11 protein-coding genes are annotated in these 15,614 nt (G+C 42.0%); 8 read left to right on the top strand and 3 right to left on the bottom strand.

The window, feature by feature from the left end:
• Positions 1–4 precede the first annotated feature (4 nt).
• Both ACMUMJ_RS01880 and ACMUMJ_RS01875 read right to left on the bottom strand, forming a co-directional pair.
• Positions 5–1,423, bottom strand: a complete 1,419-nt coding sequence (locus tag ACMUMJ_RS01880) for an ATP-binding protein (protein WP_414677109.1) — start codon at positions 1,421–1,423, stop codon at positions 5–7.
• A gap of 286 nt (positions 1,424–1,709) precedes the next feature.
• The gene (locus ACMUMJ_RS01875) at positions 1,710–4,586 is read right to left on the bottom strand and encodes an FAD-binding and (Fe-S)-binding domain-containing protein (protein WP_414677108.1); all 2,877 of its coding nucleotides are present in this window, start codon (positions 4,584–4,586) and stop codon (positions 1,710–1,712) included.
• Between the two features lie 515 nt (positions 4,587–5,101).
• Between ACMUMJ_RS01875 and ACMUMJ_RS01870 the strand changes: the two genes are divergently transcribed.
• The 8 genes from ACMUMJ_RS01870 to ACMUMJ_RS01835 all read left to right on the top strand — a co-directional run bounded on the left by ACMUMJ_RS01870 (position 5,102) and on the right by ACMUMJ_RS01835 (position 14,988).
• Positions 5,102–5,815, top strand: coding sequence for a YebC/PmpR family DNA-binding transcriptional regulator (locus tag ACMUMJ_RS01870; protein WP_414677107.1), 714 nt, complete (start codon positions 5,102–5,104; stop codon positions 5,813–5,815).
• Between the two features lie 94 nt (positions 5,816–5,909).
• A complete protein-coding gene (locus tag ACMUMJ_RS01865) occupies positions 5,910–6,053 on the top strand; it encodes an oxidoreductase-like domain-containing protein (RefSeq protein WP_414677106.1) in 144 nt (47 codons plus the stop codon).
• A gap of 191 nt (positions 6,054–6,244) precedes the next feature.
• Positions 6,245–7,138, top strand: coding sequence for a methylisocitrate lyase (prpB, locus tag ACMUMJ_RS01860; protein WP_414677105.1), 894 nt, complete (start codon positions 6,245–6,247; stop codon positions 7,136–7,138).
• Positions 7,139–7,167: 29 nt separating this feature from the next.
• Positions 7,168–8,298 carry a bifunctional 2-methylcitrate synthase/citrate synthase gene (gene prpC / locus ACMUMJ_RS01855; RefSeq protein WP_414677104.1) on the top strand — a complete coding sequence of 377 codons (1,131 nt, stop codon included), beginning with the start codon at positions 7,168–7,170 and terminating at the stop codon, positions 8,296–8,298.
• Between the two features lie 90 nt (positions 8,299–8,388).
• Positions 8,389–10,983, top strand: coding sequence for a Fe/S-dependent 2-methylisocitrate dehydratase AcnD (gene acnD, locus ACMUMJ_RS01850; RefSeq protein WP_414677103.1), 2,595 nt, complete (start codon positions 8,389–8,391; stop codon positions 10,981–10,983).
• A gap of 43 nt (positions 10,984–11,026) precedes the next feature.
• The gene (prpF, locus tag ACMUMJ_RS01845) at positions 11,027–12,196 is read left to right on the top strand and encodes a 2-methylaconitate cis-trans isomerase PrpF (protein WP_414677102.1); all 1,170 of its coding nucleotides are present in this window, start codon (positions 11,027–11,029) and stop codon (positions 12,194–12,196) included.
• A gap of 165 nt (positions 12,197–12,361) precedes the next feature.
• A complete protein-coding gene (locus tag ACMUMJ_RS01840; protein WP_414677101.1) occupies positions 12,362–13,312 on the top strand; it encodes an N-acetylmuramoyl-L-alanine amidase-like domain-containing protein in 951 nt (316 codons plus the stop codon).
• A gap of 1,049 nt (positions 13,313–14,361) precedes the next feature.
• Positions 14,362–14,988 (top strand): LysE family translocator, encoded by a 627-nt coding sequence (locus ACMUMJ_RS01835; protein ID WP_414677100.1) that lies wholly within the window; start codon positions 14,362–14,364, stop codon positions 14,986–14,988.
• Positions 14,989–15,385: 397 nt separating this feature from the next.
• Here ACMUMJ_RS01835 and ACMUMJ_RS01830 read toward each other — a convergent pair.
• On the bottom strand, positions 15,386–15,614 hold a 229-nt coding region (locus tag ACMUMJ_RS01830), incomplete at its 5' end, for an IS30 family transposase (RefSeq protein WP_414677099.1).

The following is a 15,614-nucleotide window of genomic DNA, read 5'->3' as shown; positions in this document are numbered from 1 at the left end:
ATATCTAATCCTGCTGATTTAAAGGTAGAGTGATTTTAATGCCTAAGCCACCTTGCGGTGAGTGGTATGCAAGTATATTACCACTATGTCCATCAATTATCTGACTACAAATTGCCAAACCTAAACCGCGACCACCTGTTTGACGGTTACGAGAATTTTCGACACGATAGAATTGTTCAAAAATACGTTCTTTGTCTGCTTCGCTGACGCCTGGAGACGAGTCTTCAAAGCGAATTTCAATAACGTCTGATTCCTTTGTTAATGAAATGGTCAGCGAGCCAGGTGCGTCTGTGTATTTTAGTGAGTTATTCATTAGGTTGGAGAAAAGCTGGAATAACCTATCTGTGTCTGCCATCAATTCGTAATCTGGTTTTTTATTGATGTTTAATTCTAATGTAATATTGGCATCATTAAAGGTTCTTGTCATGGACTGAACCGTATCTTCTAATACCTCGTCAATGTCTGCGGGTTCCATTTGGTAGCTTAAGCTACCCATATCGTGCATAGACAGTTGATTTAGGTCATCAATCATGCGGCACATGTGCATGGTTTCTTGTAATAGTGAATTCAGTGAATCCGGGGTAACTTTTATAATGCCGTCTTGCATGGCCTCGATCTCTCCGCGCAAAATCGCCACTGGTGTTCTGAGTTCATGTGCAGTGTCTGCCACCCAGCGTTTTCTTGCTTTACGGGTTTTGTCCAATGTTTTGGCAAGGTTATTAAAATCACGACCCAAATAAGACAGCTCATCGTGGCCTTTTACTTTGAGTCGAGTATCAAAATCGCCTGCTGCAAGTTTGCGTGTGGCATGTCTCATGTAGCAAATAGGCGTGCTTAGCCACTGAGCTAAAGGCCATGTTAATAATGCTGCAATCGTGAGCATAAAGGCGGAAATCAATAAAAAAGCTTCACCCTGTTGACGAACGAAACGTAACGTATGATCCTGAACCAGCTCTCTCATGGGTTTTAATCCAACATAACCAACAATTTTGTCGTTAACGGTGACGGGTTCTGTAATGACTTTTTTGAATTTTCCCTTTCCTATGATTGATTTCTGATTCATGTCAAACAGTAGAAAACGAGTGCGGTAATACTGAGAAGGGTAAATCAAATCTAAATTAGGTGTGTTGGGTGCAGCAATATGATCTTTCATATGCATGAGTTTATAAGCTCGCCATTTGTTTTCTAAGTAACTTTCATGCATAAGAAAGTCCCAGCTATCATGCTGCACATACAAATTGGTTGCCCGAGTAGACATTTGCTGTACAAATTCCGTGTCTCGTTCTGTGGCGTAGCTGACAAAGCCTTTATCAAAACTCCATTGAAAAACCTGCCACATAGAGACAATTACAAGGACGTTGCTTAACACAAAAATAGCAAAAAGCTTATGTCTTATTTGAAAGTGGTTAAAAGGGTTTTTCATTGTTCTCGCTTATATGGTTGTGCCCGTTTCGAGTACTTAACAGGTGAAAAGGAAAATTGATTCAATACGTATAGTAAGGATATGCCTATAAGGAAATGAGAGCCAGTCTCTTGCGGTGTAAAAAATAAGGAATTCAAATTCAAATATTGCCACTTTATATTGGTTGTTCAGGTATATAGGGAGTATAGAATGTTTTTATGTCTTGGTATTATTCATTCTATGCTCGTATTGCAGCCATCAAATACGGTGGTACTAAATGACCTCTAGAGAGTGGGAGTGAGTTAAGCTAAGTGAGTGTGCATTCGTTATGCGCTTTCTCATTGCTTACCTTGTCTAATAAATAAAAAATAGATTGGTAAGGGATGCCTGAATGTTCGCTTAAGCCTATTTCGCAGGTTCGGCTGCTCGATATGCCAAATGTAGTGTCTTCGGGTAGTTGAGATTTTAGCGTGCGTAATGCTGATGCATTGAGCTCAGGTGTGAAAAAGCCTTTATCTCCTGCAAAGCCACAGCAGGTAATGTCATCAGGAATAAACACATTATTGCTAAGCTTGGAGGCAAGTAGCATCATTTTGTTGGCGAGCCCACTTTTTATTGTGCTGCATGTAATATGCAGGCTAACGTGCTCTTCGCTTGTTTGAATGTCTAAGTTCGGTAAAAGTTGCTCGATAGCAAATTCTATTGGATCATAACAGGTAAGTGTGTTGGGTATGTTTTCAAATGTTCTGGAGGCACAAGGGCTGGTATCAAAAAGGATAGGGTGTTCACCATTGTTGGATGCACAGTTAAGAGACTCAATAAGTTGATTTCGTTTTTCTTGAGCGATATCTAAAAAACCCTTACTTTGGAATGGCATGCCGCAGCATAACGTGTCGATATCGTTAGGGAAAATAATATCAAAACCCGCTTTATGAAGTAGATCGCACGTTAACTCAGTGAGTGAGCGTTGATCCTCTTGATTTGGATCGGTACCCATTGTACGGGAAGCACACGATGGAAAATAGACCACCTTTTTTAGTGTTAGTGTGTTTTGATTGGGCTCTGTTTTTACATTGAACGTGTTCTTATGGGTAGGCAGACGCCAAGGATTTGCTTTAGGTAAGCTAGGTCGCCATTCTCCCACCATGCCATTGGAAATTTTATTCGTTACTCTGGACATGCCCGCCATTAATGTGTTTCCAAAAACATGACGTCCAGCATTGGCAATCGTTAACCCTGCACGGACACCCTGGGTAGTTCCTGCAAAATGGTCGGCAATCCACAAAGCTTTGGTTTCGCTTTTAATATTGTGCTTTTGTCGAATAGACCGAGTGAGATCCCCTGTATTGATATCGACAGGGCATAGTGAGCTACACAAGCCGCATCCTGCACAGGTCTCATCTCCTTGAAATTGATAGTCTTGCTCTAATGTTAACAGCCTTTCAGGATCACTCTTATCTACTCTCAAGCGCGAAATTTCTCTTTGTACGACAATGCGTTGCCTTGGTGTTAACGTGAGATCTCTCGAAGGGCAGCTTGGTTCGCAGAAACCGCATTCAATACAGGCATCAATAAGGGGGTTGGATGCGGGTAGCGGTTTGATATTCTGTAAATGTATTTGAGGGTTGTCGTTTAAGATGACTCCGGGATTAAGCAAGTGATTAGGGTCAATGATGTGCTTAAGGTGTTGCATGATCTTATAGGCTTTTGAGCCCCACTCCTTTTCAACAAAGGGAGCCATGTTTCTGCCTGTTCCGTGCTCTGCTTTTAATGAACCTTGATAGTGGGTGACCGTTAATTCCGTGACGTCTTCCATCAAGCCTTCGTAACGCTTTACTTCTTCAGGATGATCAAAAGACTGAGGAAAGACAAAGTGTAAATTGCCTTCAAGCGCATGACCAAAAATAACCGCATTATGATAATTCCACTTCTTAAACAAAGAATGCAAATCGTTAACCGCTTCTGCTAAGCGTTCAACGGGATACGCCACGTCTTCGATTAACACCGTGCTGCCAGTTGTTCTAACTGCGCCAACAGCAGGGAAAATGCCTTTTCGAATAGACCAATACTGACTGGTAATATGAGGGTCTTTATGGAAAGTGGCTTCGATGCTGGTATGAATGTGGCGGTTGGATAATTCGGTAGAAATGCGTTCGATTTGCAGGTCGAGCTCGCTGTCATTTTTTGCACGAGTTTCAACTAAGAGCGCGGCGCAGCCTTTGGTTAGTGATGGCATGAATGGTGATAGTGCATCATGATGCTTCATGGAAGACAAGGCAGGCCAGTCCATTAATTCAACGGCTTCTACAGGACAATTTTTTAAAATGCTTACGGCATCGCACGCCAACTCTACTGAGTTAAAAAACATCAGAGAAGATGCTTTGAAGGGAGAATCAATTACTGTGTTGTAACTGATTTCTGAAATGAACCCCAATGTGCCTTCCGAACCAATCATAAGGTGTTGCAAAATATCGATGGGGTCTTGGTAATCTATTAAGGCGTTAATCGCGTACCCAGTCGTATTTTTTAGGCGGTATTTGTGACGAATTTTTCCCACCAACTTGTCATCGTCTTTTACGGTATTGGAGAGGCTTTTAAGGCGGCTTAATAGACCTGCTTTCTGTTGGCTAAAAGCTGCGCGAGATGCTAAATCAGACGTATCGAGCTTACTGCCATCTGCAAGAATGAGCTTCATGCTGCTCATGGTGTAATACGTATTTTTTGCGGTTCCACAACACATGCCTGATGCGTTATTGGCGGCAATACCTCCTATTTTAGCGACATTAATAGACGCTGGATCAGGGCCAATTTTACGTCCAAAAGGCGCAAGGTATTTATTGGCTTGGGAGCCTCTTACGCCGGGCTGCAACGCAATTTTCAAACCTTTATTGGTGATCTTATGGCCTCGCCAGTTATCTCCTAAAGTAATCAAAATGAACTCTGTAATGGCTTGACCAGAGAGGCTTGTACCAGCAGCCCGAAACGTAACGGGGATCTTGTGTTTGGTTGACGCTTTCAAAACCTCAATAATTTCCTCTTCGTTATCAACTTGAATGACGGCTTTTGGTATCAGTCGATAAAAGCTGGCATCGGTCCCATAGGCAAGGGTGCGTAAACTGTCTTGAATTATTCTTTCATTAGGAAGGGTATCAGCGACATCATTAAAAAAATTTTGAAAGTTCATATCTGTCTCTAATTGGTAATACCAATATATTTTTTCGTCAATTAAAGGTTATTAATTATAATAAAGTATGTCAATTTATTTGTTTTTTAAATTATATAGATAACTGTAATGGTAAGACCATTTTATTTTAATGTGATTTTATTGTTTTCAAATATTGTTTTTTTGCTGTGGGTTAATCGTTTTTTTGAATGAGTTGAATTAGGTAAAACTAAAGGGTAATAAAGAGTGTATAAGCAGAGAGAAAAATAAAAGGTTGAAAGGCGCTATTAACGCAATCAATTGCAATTCATGTTTAAGCATGAAGCAGAAACTATCTGTTTAACGACGTATTATAAAAAATATCAAAAGGGTGATGATAATGCAGAGTACTGTTTTTCATTTCATCAATTGCTAAAAATGGGTCTTTTGGGGCGCTTAAATAGGTTAACGGCCTCGATTGTTTTATTTTGGGTGGTTCCATAGTCGGAAGCTTCACGATAAAATCTATTTTTGATTTAATTTAATAGGAAAACCAAATGGGCAGAGCCTTCCAAAACCGTAAAGAGTCCATGGCGAAAACGTCTGATCAGAAAGCGAAAGTCTACAGTAAATATGGACGTGAAATTTATGTATGCGCTAAATCTGGTGGTGTTGATCCTAATGGTAATCTAGCGCTACGTTCAATGATTGACCGAGCTAAGAAAGATCAAGTCCCTTCGCATGTTATTGATAAAGCGCTTGATAAAGCGAAAGGCGGCGGTGGTGAAGATTTTGATACGGCACGTTATGAAGGCTACGGTCCTGGAAGCACTATGGTGATTGTGGATTGTCTATCTGATAACCCAAATCGTACTTTTGGTGATGTTCGTTCTTGCTTCAATAAAGTCAAAGCAAAAATCGGTACTCAAGGCAGTGTGAGCCACATGTTTGATCACAGTGCGATTTTCTCTTTCTCAGGAGATGAAGAAGAATCATTAGAAGCCTTAATGATGGCTGATGTGGATGTGACCGATATCGAAAATGAAGAAGGTAAAATTACTGTATTTGCGCCTCATACGGATTACGGAAAAGCCAAGAGTGCGTTAACAGATGCATTTGAAGGCATCGAATTCGACGTTGATGAGATTCAATTCGTACCTCAGAACATGACGCAAATTGATGGCGAAACGGCTGAGCAGTTTGAGCGTTTTTTAGATCTATTGAACGATCTAGATGACGTGCAAAACGTGTATCACAACGCTGAATATTAATTATAAATCACTACCATGCTCAATAAAGAGGGGATTGCTTTTCTGGCTGTTCCCTTTTTTATTGTCTATTATTTATTGTTAAAGAGGAAGAATTATGAGCGATAAACCGATGCCACCAGCGGATGGCGAATGTTGTGAAAGTGCCTGTGAGCCTTGCGTCTGGGATACGTATTATGAAGAAATCAGAGAATGGAAGGAAGAGCAAAAGAAAAAAGCCGCAGAAGATGAGCAAAAATAAGAGTGTAAAAACCAGTAGTTAGTCTGGTTTTTTTGTTCTGAAGGACACTCCCAAAATATATTGTCGACAATATGTGTGTTTTTTCGCTTTTAATTCATCTTACTTTGATTTATTGTCAACAATATTGACATAAGATCGGTGTTAGTCGTTTAAGACTGATGAATGAAAAACAACCATTTAAGGGGATAACCATGGCGAACGCACTTTCCGCTGGAGCTCGATTCCGTAAAGCATTAGAAGATTCCAACCCATTGCAAATTGTAGGCACAATCAATGCCTATCACGCGATGATGGCGACACGAGTGGGTCATCAAGCCATTTACCTATCTGGTGGCGGTGTAGCAAATGCTTCCTACGGTTTGCCTGATCTTGGTATGACTTCCCTAAATGATGTTCTTGAAGATGTGCGTCGTATTACCAGCGCGGTTGATACGCCTTTATTGGTTGATATTGATACAGGTTGGGGCGGCGCGTTTAATATAGGCAAAACAGTTAAAGACATGATCAAAGCAGGCGCGGCTGCTGTGCACATTGAAGATCAAATCGCACAAAAACGCTGCGGACATCGCCCAAATAAAGAAATCGTTTCTCTTGAAGAAATGGTTGATAGAGTAAAAGCAGCGGTGGATGCGCGTACCGATGATGATTTCTTTATTATCGCTAGAACAGACGCATTTCAACAAGACGGTTTGAATGCCGCAGTTGAACGTGCTCAAGCTTGTCTTGAAGCCGGTGCGGACGGCATTTTTGCTGAAGCTGTACACACACTGGATGATTATAAAGCCTTTTCAAAGGGCATTGATGGCCGCCATTTACTGGCAAACATTACGGAATTCGGTGCAACCCCTTTGTTTAATAAAGAAGAATTGGCCGCTCATGGCGCAAGTATGGTTCTTTATCCTTTATCCGCTTTTCGTGCTGCTAACCAAGCGGCGTTGAATGTGTTTGAGCACATCTTACAAGATGGTGATCAAAAAGCGGTTGTAGATACCATGCAAACTCGCATGGAATTGTATGATTTCCTGAACTATCACGACTTTGAACAAAAACTGGATGAATTGTTCGCTCAAGGAAAAAATAAGTAGACCTAACTCGATTGAGGAGAAAAATAATAATGGCTGAAGCTAAAAAACTCACTGGTGCGGGACTTCGTGGACAATCAGCCGGTACAACAGCGTTATGTACCGTTGGTAAATCTGGCTCTGGATTGACCTATCGTGGATACGATATTCATGAATTAGCCGAAAAATCCACATTTGAAGAAGTTGCTTATTTGCTGTTAAAAGGCAAATTACCAAACCAAACAGAACTCACTGCATACATTGAGAAAATAAAGTCCTTACGCAGCTTACCAGATGCGTTGAAAGTGGTTTTAGAGCACATTCCAAAAGAAGCTCACCCAATGGATGTCATGAGAACGGGTTGCTCTATGCTGGGCAATCTAGAGACAGAAGCGAGTTTTGCTGATGAGCAAGATATGGCGGATCGCTTACTAGCGGTATTCCCGTCTATCATTTGTTATTGGTATCGCTTTAGCCATGATGGTGTTCGTATTGAAACAACAACCGATGATAATTCTGTTGGTGGTCATTTCTTACATTTGTTGCGTGATGAAGCTCCCAGTGAATTGCACGCAAAAGTAATGAATGTTTCTTTGATTCTTTATGCTGAACACGAATTTAACGCCTCCACGTTCACGGCACGTGTCTGTGCTTCTACCTTGTCCGATTTACACAGCTGCATTACGGGCGCGATTGGTTCTTTACGTGGCCCATTACATGGTGGGGCAAACGAAGCCGCTATGGACATGATTGAAGCATGGAGTTCACCAGAAGAAGCTGAAAGTGAAATCTTAGGCATGCTGGAACGTAAAGATAAAATTATGGGCTTTGGTCACGCCATTTACAGCACTTCTGATCCGCGTAATGGCATTATTAAAAACTGGTCTAAAAAACTGTCTGATGATATTGGTGATACTGTGCTTTATCCCGTATCGGATCGCGTTGAAGCGGTCATGTGGCGTGAGAAAAAACTGTTTTGTAATGCGGATTTCTTCCATGCAAGTGCTTATCACTTTATGGGCATTCCGACAAAATTGTTTACGCCTATTTTTGTCTGCTCCCGTCTAACAGGTTGGGCGGCACACGTTTTCGAACAACGTGCTAACAATCGTATTATTCGCCCAAGTGCGGATTATTCTGGCCCAGAGCCAAGAAACGTTCCACCTATTGAATCTCGCGATTAAGTGACTTAGTCATTCAATAGAATTTTTCTGTATTAAGTACGGCTGCGGCCGTGCTTGTTTCCCTGCTACCATTTTAGTGAGTTCCTTATCATGAATACTCAATATCGAAAAACACTTCCAGGAACTGGACTGGACTATTTTGATGCCCGCGAAGCCGTTGAAACATTGAAAAAAGGTGCCTATGACGAGCTGCCTTATACTTCTCGCGTATTGGCAGAGAACTTGGTGCGCCGTTGCTCGCCAGAGACTCTTGATGCATCGTTAATGCAATTAATTGAACGTAAACAAGAGTTGGACTTTCCGTGGTTTCCTGCGCGTGTTGTTTGTCATGATATTTTAGGGCAAACCGCTTTGGTGGATTTGGCAGGGTTACGTGATGCGATTGCACTGCAAGGTGGCGACCCATCTAAAGTAAACCCAGTGGTTCCGACTCAGTTGATTGTTGACCACTCTCTTGCTGTGGAACACGGCGGGTTTGATAAAGATGCGTTTGAAAAGAACCGAGCGATAGAAGACCGCCGTAATGAAGACCGATTCCATTTTATTAACTGGACAAAAAAAGCCTTTAAAAATGTGGATGTGATTCCGCCGGGTAACGGCATTTTGCACCAAATTAACTTGGAGCGTATGTCACCTGTTGTGCATTCTCGTGATGGCGTTGCTTTCCCTGATACATTAGTTGGAACAGACAGCCACACACCGCATGTTGATGCGTTAGGTGTTATTGCCATTGGTGTTGGTGGATTAGAAGCTGAAAGCGTGATGTTGGGCCGTGCGTCTTGGATGCGCCTTCCAGATATCATTGGTGTTGAGTTGACAGGCAAAAGACAAGAAGGCGTGACAGCAACAGACATTGTACTTGCCCTGACAGAATTTCTCCGTGCGCAAAAAGTAGTGTCGTCTTATTTGGAATTTTTTGGTAAAGGCGTTTCTCATCTTACATTAGGCGACCGTGCAACCATTTCTAATATGACACCAGAATTTGGTGCATCGGCTGCAATGTTCTACATCGATCAACAAACGGTTGATTATTTGACACTAACGGGTCGTGAGCCTGAACAAGTGGCATTGGTTGAGAACTACGCGAAAACAGCAGGACTATGGGGCGAGAGTTTAGCAACGGCGAAGTATGAAAGAGTCTTGTCTTTTGATCTTTCGTCAGTGGTGAGAACCATTGCTGGGCCATCGAATCCTCATAACCGTGTACCAACCTCTGAATTGGCTTCTCGTGGCATTTCCGGTGTAGTGGAAAATAAAGAAGGTTTAATGCCTGATGGAGCGGTGATTATCGCGGCCATTACCAGTTGTACCAATACCAGTAATCCTCGTAACACGGTTGCCGCAGGTTTACTGGCTAAAAAAGCCAATGAGTTGGGTTTAACTCGTAAGCCTTGGGTGAAAACCTCATTTGCACCCGGTTCAAAAGCCGCTCAATTGTATTTAGAAGACGCGGAACTATTACCAGAACTAGAACAACTTGGCTTTGGTATTGTGGGGTTTGCCTGCACAACCTGTAATGGTATGAGTGGTGCGCTTGATCCTGTTATTCAGCAAGAAGTCATCGATCGTGATTTATATTCTACGGCGGTTTTATCTGGTAACCGTAATTTTGATGGTCGAATTCATCCTTATGCGAAACAAGCCTTTTTAGCCTCTCCTCCATTGGTTGTGGCGTATGCCATTGCAGGCACGATTCGTTTCGATATTGAAAAAGACATTCTAGGTGTGGATCAAAATGGCAATAACATCACGCTGAAAGACATTTGGCCGAGTGATGCAGAAATCGATGCCATTGTTGCGAAAAGTGTCAAACCTGAGCAGTTCAACGCGGTTTACATCCCGATGTTTGAAATCAAAGAAGACACCAGCGAGGCGGTAAGTCCTTTGTACGATTGGCGTGAAATGAGTACCTATATTCGTCGTCCTCCTTACTGGGAAGGCGCTCTAGCAGGTGAATGCAGTTTAACAGGTATGCGTCCATTGGCTATTTTGGGCGACAACATCACCACAGACCATTTATCCCCTTCAAACGCGATTATGAAAGCCAGTGCCGCAGGGGAATACCTCGATAAAATGGGGCTTCCAGAGGAAGATTATAACTCGTATGCAACACACCGAGGTGACCATTTAACCGCGCAACGAGCGACGTTTGCTAATCCGAAATTGTTAAATGAAATGGTTCAAGAAAACGGCAAAGTGAAGCAAGGTTCATTGGCGCGTGTTGAGCCAGAAGGCCAAGTGACTCGTATGTGGGAAGCAATTGAAACCTACATGGGGCGTAAGCAGCCTTTAATCATTGTTGCGGGTGCGGATTATGGTCAAGGCTCTTCACGTGACTGGGCGGCAAAAGGCGTGCGTCTTGCTGGTGTTGAAGTGATTGTAGCAGAAGGCTTCGAGCGCATTCACAGAACCAATTTGGTAGGCATGGGGGTCTTGCCGCTTGAGTTTGAAGCGGGAATCGACCGCCACACATTAGCATTAGACGGAACTGAATTGTTTGATGTAACGGGCGCGCGTACGCCAAGAGCGACTATGAGTTTGGTGATTACTCGTACATCGGGTGAGAAGGTGACGGTACCGGTTACGTGTCGTTTAGATACGGAAGAAGAAGTGTCCATTTACGAAGCTGGTGGTGTATTGCAGCGTTTCGCAAAAGACTTTCTTAGTGAATCAGAAGGTGTGTAACGCCTCTTCTTTTGACTCTACCTGACACTTTAGGAAACGTTTTATGATCAAATCACAAATTAAAATTCCAGCAACTTATATGAGAGGAGGCACCAGTAAAGGTGTCTTTTTTAAGCTAGACGATTTGCCAGCGGAAGCGCAAGTTGCGGGTGAAAAGCGCGATGCCATCTTGATGCGTATCATTGGTAGCCCAGATCCATACGGTAAGCAAATTGATGGTATGGGCGCTGCGACATCCAGTACCAGCAAAACGGTTATCATATCGAAAAGCAACCGTGCAGGGCACGATGTGGATTACTTGTTTGGTCAAGTGTCTATTGATAAAGCCTTTGTTGACTGGAGTGGCAACTGCGGTAATTTATCCGCCTCCATTGGGCCTTTCGCAGTTACGAACGGTTATATCGATGCGGATCGCATTCCAGAAAATGGTATGGTAACAGTACGCATTTGGCAAGCCAATATTAAAAAAACCATCATTGCGCATGTTCCTATTTTAAACGGTGAAGTGCAAGAATTGGGCGATTTTGAATTGGACGGGGTGACCTTCCCAGCGGCGGAAGTGAAGCTGGAATTTGTTTCTCCTGCCGACGAGGGCGGCTCCATGTTCCCAACAGGCAATGTGGTTGACACATTAAACGTGCCTGATGTGGGGGATTTGCAAGTCACTATGATCAATGCTGGCATCCCCACCATCTTTGTTAATGCTGATGCGATTGGCTACCAAGGTGCCGAGCTGCAAGACGCCATTAATAATGATGAAAAAGCGCTGGCTATGTTTGAGTCCATCCGTGCCCACGGTGCGATTAAAATGGGATTGATCGGTTCTTTAGGAGAAGCAAAAACCAGACAGCACACGCCTAAAGTGGCGTTTGTCTCTCCTTCAAAAAGCTACGTTTCGTCGGGTGGTAAAACCATTGATTCTGGTAGTATCGATTTATTGGTACGTGCCTTGTCTATGGGCAAATTACACCACGCGATGATGGGCACGGCGGCGGTTGCTATTGGCTCCGCTGCGGCCATTCCCGGCACGTTAGTGAATTTGGCCGCTGGTGGCGGTGAAAGAGAAATGGTTGAATTTGGCCACCCATCAGGCACTCTCAAAGTTGGCGCGAAAGCGGTAATGGAAAACGGCGAATGGGTGATTGAAAAGGCCATCATGAGCCGCAGCGCCAGAGTACTGATGGAAGGTTGGGTAAGAATCCCTCAGACATAGTTTTTGGCTTAAGGTGCTAGGTAGAAAGTCTCAAAAAGCCCATACTGTTTGTCTGTGTTGCTTATCCAGCATAACAAATAGTATGGGCTTTTTTCATGTTTAGGTTTGAGTTAGAAAGTAAATTGAGTATCCTCGTTGAAATCGGTTCTTATTGTGAGTGTCATTATGAATGCTGTTAATCTGATCAAACCTTTATTGGCGGTTTCTTTCACAGCTCTTGCCTTATCAAATAATGCGTTAGCGCACGAGTCGCTTCATGATGTGAAGAAAGCGGCTTTTTTTACGGCGCTAGAAGCGAATAACACGGAGGCGAAATCATCCCTTTTGACAAACCGCTGGAAAATGGAAAACTTAAGTGCCGCGTTACTCGGTGCTTCTTACGAAGACGGTAGCTTAGGCGAAGGCGAGCAAGGCAAGTACGATAAAGACCCGCTAATACGCTTTGATGTATTCGATTGCACTACCTATATAGAAACGGTGCTTGCAGGCGCGATGTCACCCTCGGTGAATGAATTTATGCCGAATTTGATGAAACTGCGTTATAAAAACGGAGAGGTCTCCTTTGTTGCCCGTAATCACTTTCCAAGTAAAGATTGGATTCCCAATAACCAAGACAAACTTATGGACGTGACGGCTCAAGTGGCGGGTGATGACCTGACTATAGCCAAAACAGTGATTGATAAACCCGCATGGTACTCAACAATGAAAGCGGATCGTTTACAGTGTGACGATGACTCTTCCGACGCTTGTCAGACATTGCTAAGCCAATTGCATGCAGAAGGCCGTGCCTTTCGTCCTGAATCTGTTGAAATGCCCTATGTGCCTCTAACGGCGCTCTACCTTGACACCACAAACGTGAATCAAGCGCTGCTAGACCGCATTCCATCAGGCAGCATTATCAACATGGTTCGACCGGATTGGAACATTAGGAAATGGATAGGGACGAACATGAACGTATCCCACCAATCCATCGCTATCCGAAAAGGCAATCAACTTTTCCTCCGCCACGCGAGTCAAACAAACAAGAGAGTGGAAGACGTGGGCTTTCTGAACTACTTCGCTCAATATGACGCTAAATCCTCTTTGAAAGGCTTCAATGTTCAGGTATTGCGCTGATCATAATCGATGGTATTAGGGCGCCTGATACCCTCTTGGATACCAAAACAGTTCGGAAAAGCCAGAACCGCCTTCCAATACATCAGAAACGATACATTCCCTCCCTTTATGTCTTTCAAGGGCTAGGGTGGGGTAAAACTCACTAGGTCAGATAAATGGTTCTATGCAGTGATATCTTCTTGAAACATGTAAAGTAAAAAAGTAAAGACACTGTTTTTTGATGAGACTCCTTTAAAAATAAAACCTAACTATTTGATATTACTGGATTAACAGTATGGGGGCTTGTATTGACGTTTTGTCTTATTTGTAATAGCGTCTTCAGCTTTTTCTCCTGGCCTAGGAATGATGTATGTTTTTAAACAATTCTTGTATTTCCCTCGAAAACAGATTATTTTAGAATCAGGTTAAATTTTGATGTTATAGTAAAAACGGATTTTTACATTATTCCTCGTTTTATCTTATCACTTCATTTTTAATTTCTTTTTACACACAGAATTTGATGATATTTATGTAAACTACATGTTATTGAAAAGCATTAGAGTGGCGTAAATTCGTCTGCTCTAATGCTTTTTGAAGCATTGCATGTCTGATTAATTTAGTAATATTAAAAATGTTAAATTATATCAATTGTAGTGTTATGCTTTTTCTTATTGGGAACAAAAAGCCTGGGAAGGTGCGAATAAGTCTACTAAGACTCAGTCTTTCAGAGAAACCGTCAAATAAGGCACGATTCTGCAGGAATGTTAATACCTTCCAAAGAGTCGTAACGAAATGTGACGGTTTCTCTGAAAGATCCGCAGGGCATGGTCTAAAAGCCAGTATTCTTTGTTGAGTATCTCGCAAATAGGCCAGCTATTCACATTCGATACTCGCCTCGAATAGCCGGCTTTTATCCACATGCTGAGACAAGAGGACTTATTCGCACCTTCCCTAGGGAATGAGTAACGCTTATGAAGCAGTATTAAAGCATGGAGCATCTTGTATACGTGTAGGCAGCCTGATTTTTGGGTCTCAAAATTATAATAATGAAATAATAGTTAGGAATTAATATGTTTAATATTGAGCTTTTTGTCCTATTTGTAATAGCGTCTTTAACTTTAGCTTTTTCTCCTGGCCCAGCAATGATGTATGTTTTTTCTCGTACAATTAGCGGCGGTAAGAAAGCAGGGATAGTTTCTACACTGGGAGCATCAATTGGTGGACTGTGTCATGTTTTTTTTGCTGGGGTTGGCCTATCGTTATTAGTTGTAGAAACCCCATGGATACTTATTGTTTTTAAATATATAGGGGCTGCATATCTTCTTTATTTGGGTGGAACTATGTTTATGAAGTCTAAAAAACTAATGTCTAGTAAACCTAAAGTAGAAGATATATTGGATCTGAAGTCTGTATTTTTCCAAGGCATTCTAGCAGAACTACTAAACCCTAAAACAGCTCTATTTATATTAGCATTTATTCCTCAATTCATTTCTAATCCAGAAACACATTATGTTTCTAAGTTTCTATTGTATGGTTTTTTAGTAGTGTTGTTTAATTCAATACCTGATTTTATAATTGCATTTTTTGCAGGTCCATCTTTAGGTAAGTTAATGAAAAAAGAGAAATTTTTCCTGGTTCAAAATATAATATCAGGAATGATCTTAATATCACTTTCGATTGTCATGGTTTTGACTTGACACTAAGTAAAGCTTTATTAAACCATAGATAAACGCTTCCGTACCGTCAAAGTAGTTGTGAATAACAACATGAATAATAAAGCCATATATGGACACTTCTGAGTCGTCAAGAGCGAGCCTAATAGAATCACTCTTTTTGGGTGATTTTTTTTCTTTCTTATCACGTCGTAAGCAACTTTTATCGTTTAAAAAACATGATTTTGTTGAAATTAGAGCATGATCATAGCTGTTATCTGCTTATTTTTTTGTCTCTGCCTCTGTGCAATTGATTAAATGTAGGAGACTTTTCTGACTGTATATTATTGGGTGTCCTGAACTTTACCACAACTACAATGGTAAGCAGTATCGGCGCGGTATTTAATCCTGAATTCAAGTCCGAAGTGCGACACTTTTCACTTCAAGCAACTAAGCACATGTTTTTAAAAATTACGGCTGGTTGCTTGAACCCTAAACACTTCCTTGGACGATTGTTTATTCGTCTCATCGCGAAGTCTATTCTCTCCTCTGTAACACTTCTTAAATCAGTACCTTTGGGCACATATTGCCTCAGAAGGCCGTTGCTATTTTCATTCGCTCCACGCTCCCAAGAGCTATATGGATGAGCAAAATACACTTTCGTATCTAAT

Origin of the sequence: Marinomonas phycocola (assembly GCF_047525455.1) — a bacterium.
In the GTDB taxonomy this organism is placed as follows: Bacteria; Pseudomonadota; Gammaproteobacteria; order Pseudomonadales; family Marinomonadaceae; genus Marinomonas.
Note: the sequence above shows the minus strand (reverse complement) of the source record. Positions and strands in the feature narration are given on the sequence as shown.

Bases quoted from the DNA above. Each gene is read 5' to 3' on its own strand.
- acnD (WP_414677103.1), top strand. From the start codon at position 8,389: ATGAATACTCAATATCGAAAAACACTTCCAGGAACTGGACTGGACTAT.
- prpF (WP_414677102.1), top strand. From the start codon at position 11,027: ATGATCAAATCACAAATTAAAATTCCAGCAACTTATATGAGAGGAGGC.
- ACMUMJ_RS01865 (WP_414677106.1), top strand. From the start codon at position 5,910: ATGAGCGATAAACCGATGCCACCAGCGGATGGCGAATGTTGTGAAAGT.
- ACMUMJ_RS01840 (WP_414677101.1), top strand. From the start codon at position 12,362: ATGAATGCTGTTAATCTGATCAAACCTTTATTGGCGGTTTCTTTCACA.
- ACMUMJ_RS01875 (WP_414677108.1), bottom strand. From the start codon at position 4,586: ATGAACTTTCAAAATTTTTTTAATGATGTCGCTGATACCCTTCCTAAT.
- ACMUMJ_RS01880 (WP_414677109.1), bottom strand. From the start codon at position 1,423: ATGAAAAACCCTTTTAACCACTTTCAAATAAGACATAAGCTTTTTGCT.
- ACMUMJ_RS01870 (WP_414677107.1), top strand. From the start codon at position 5,102: ATGGGCAGAGCCTTCCAAAACCGTAAAGAGTCCATGGCGAAAACGTCT.
- prpC (WP_414677104.1), top strand. From the start codon at position 7,168: ATGGCTGAAGCTAAAAAACTCACTGGTGCGGGACTTCGTGGACAATCA.
- ACMUMJ_RS01835 (WP_414677100.1), top strand. From the start codon at position 14,362: ATGTTTAATATTGAGCTTTTTGTCCTATTTGTAATAGCGTCTTTAACT.
- prpB (WP_414677105.1), top strand. From the start codon at position 6,245: ATGGCGAACGCACTTTCCGCTGGAGCTCGATTCCGTAAAGCATTAGAA.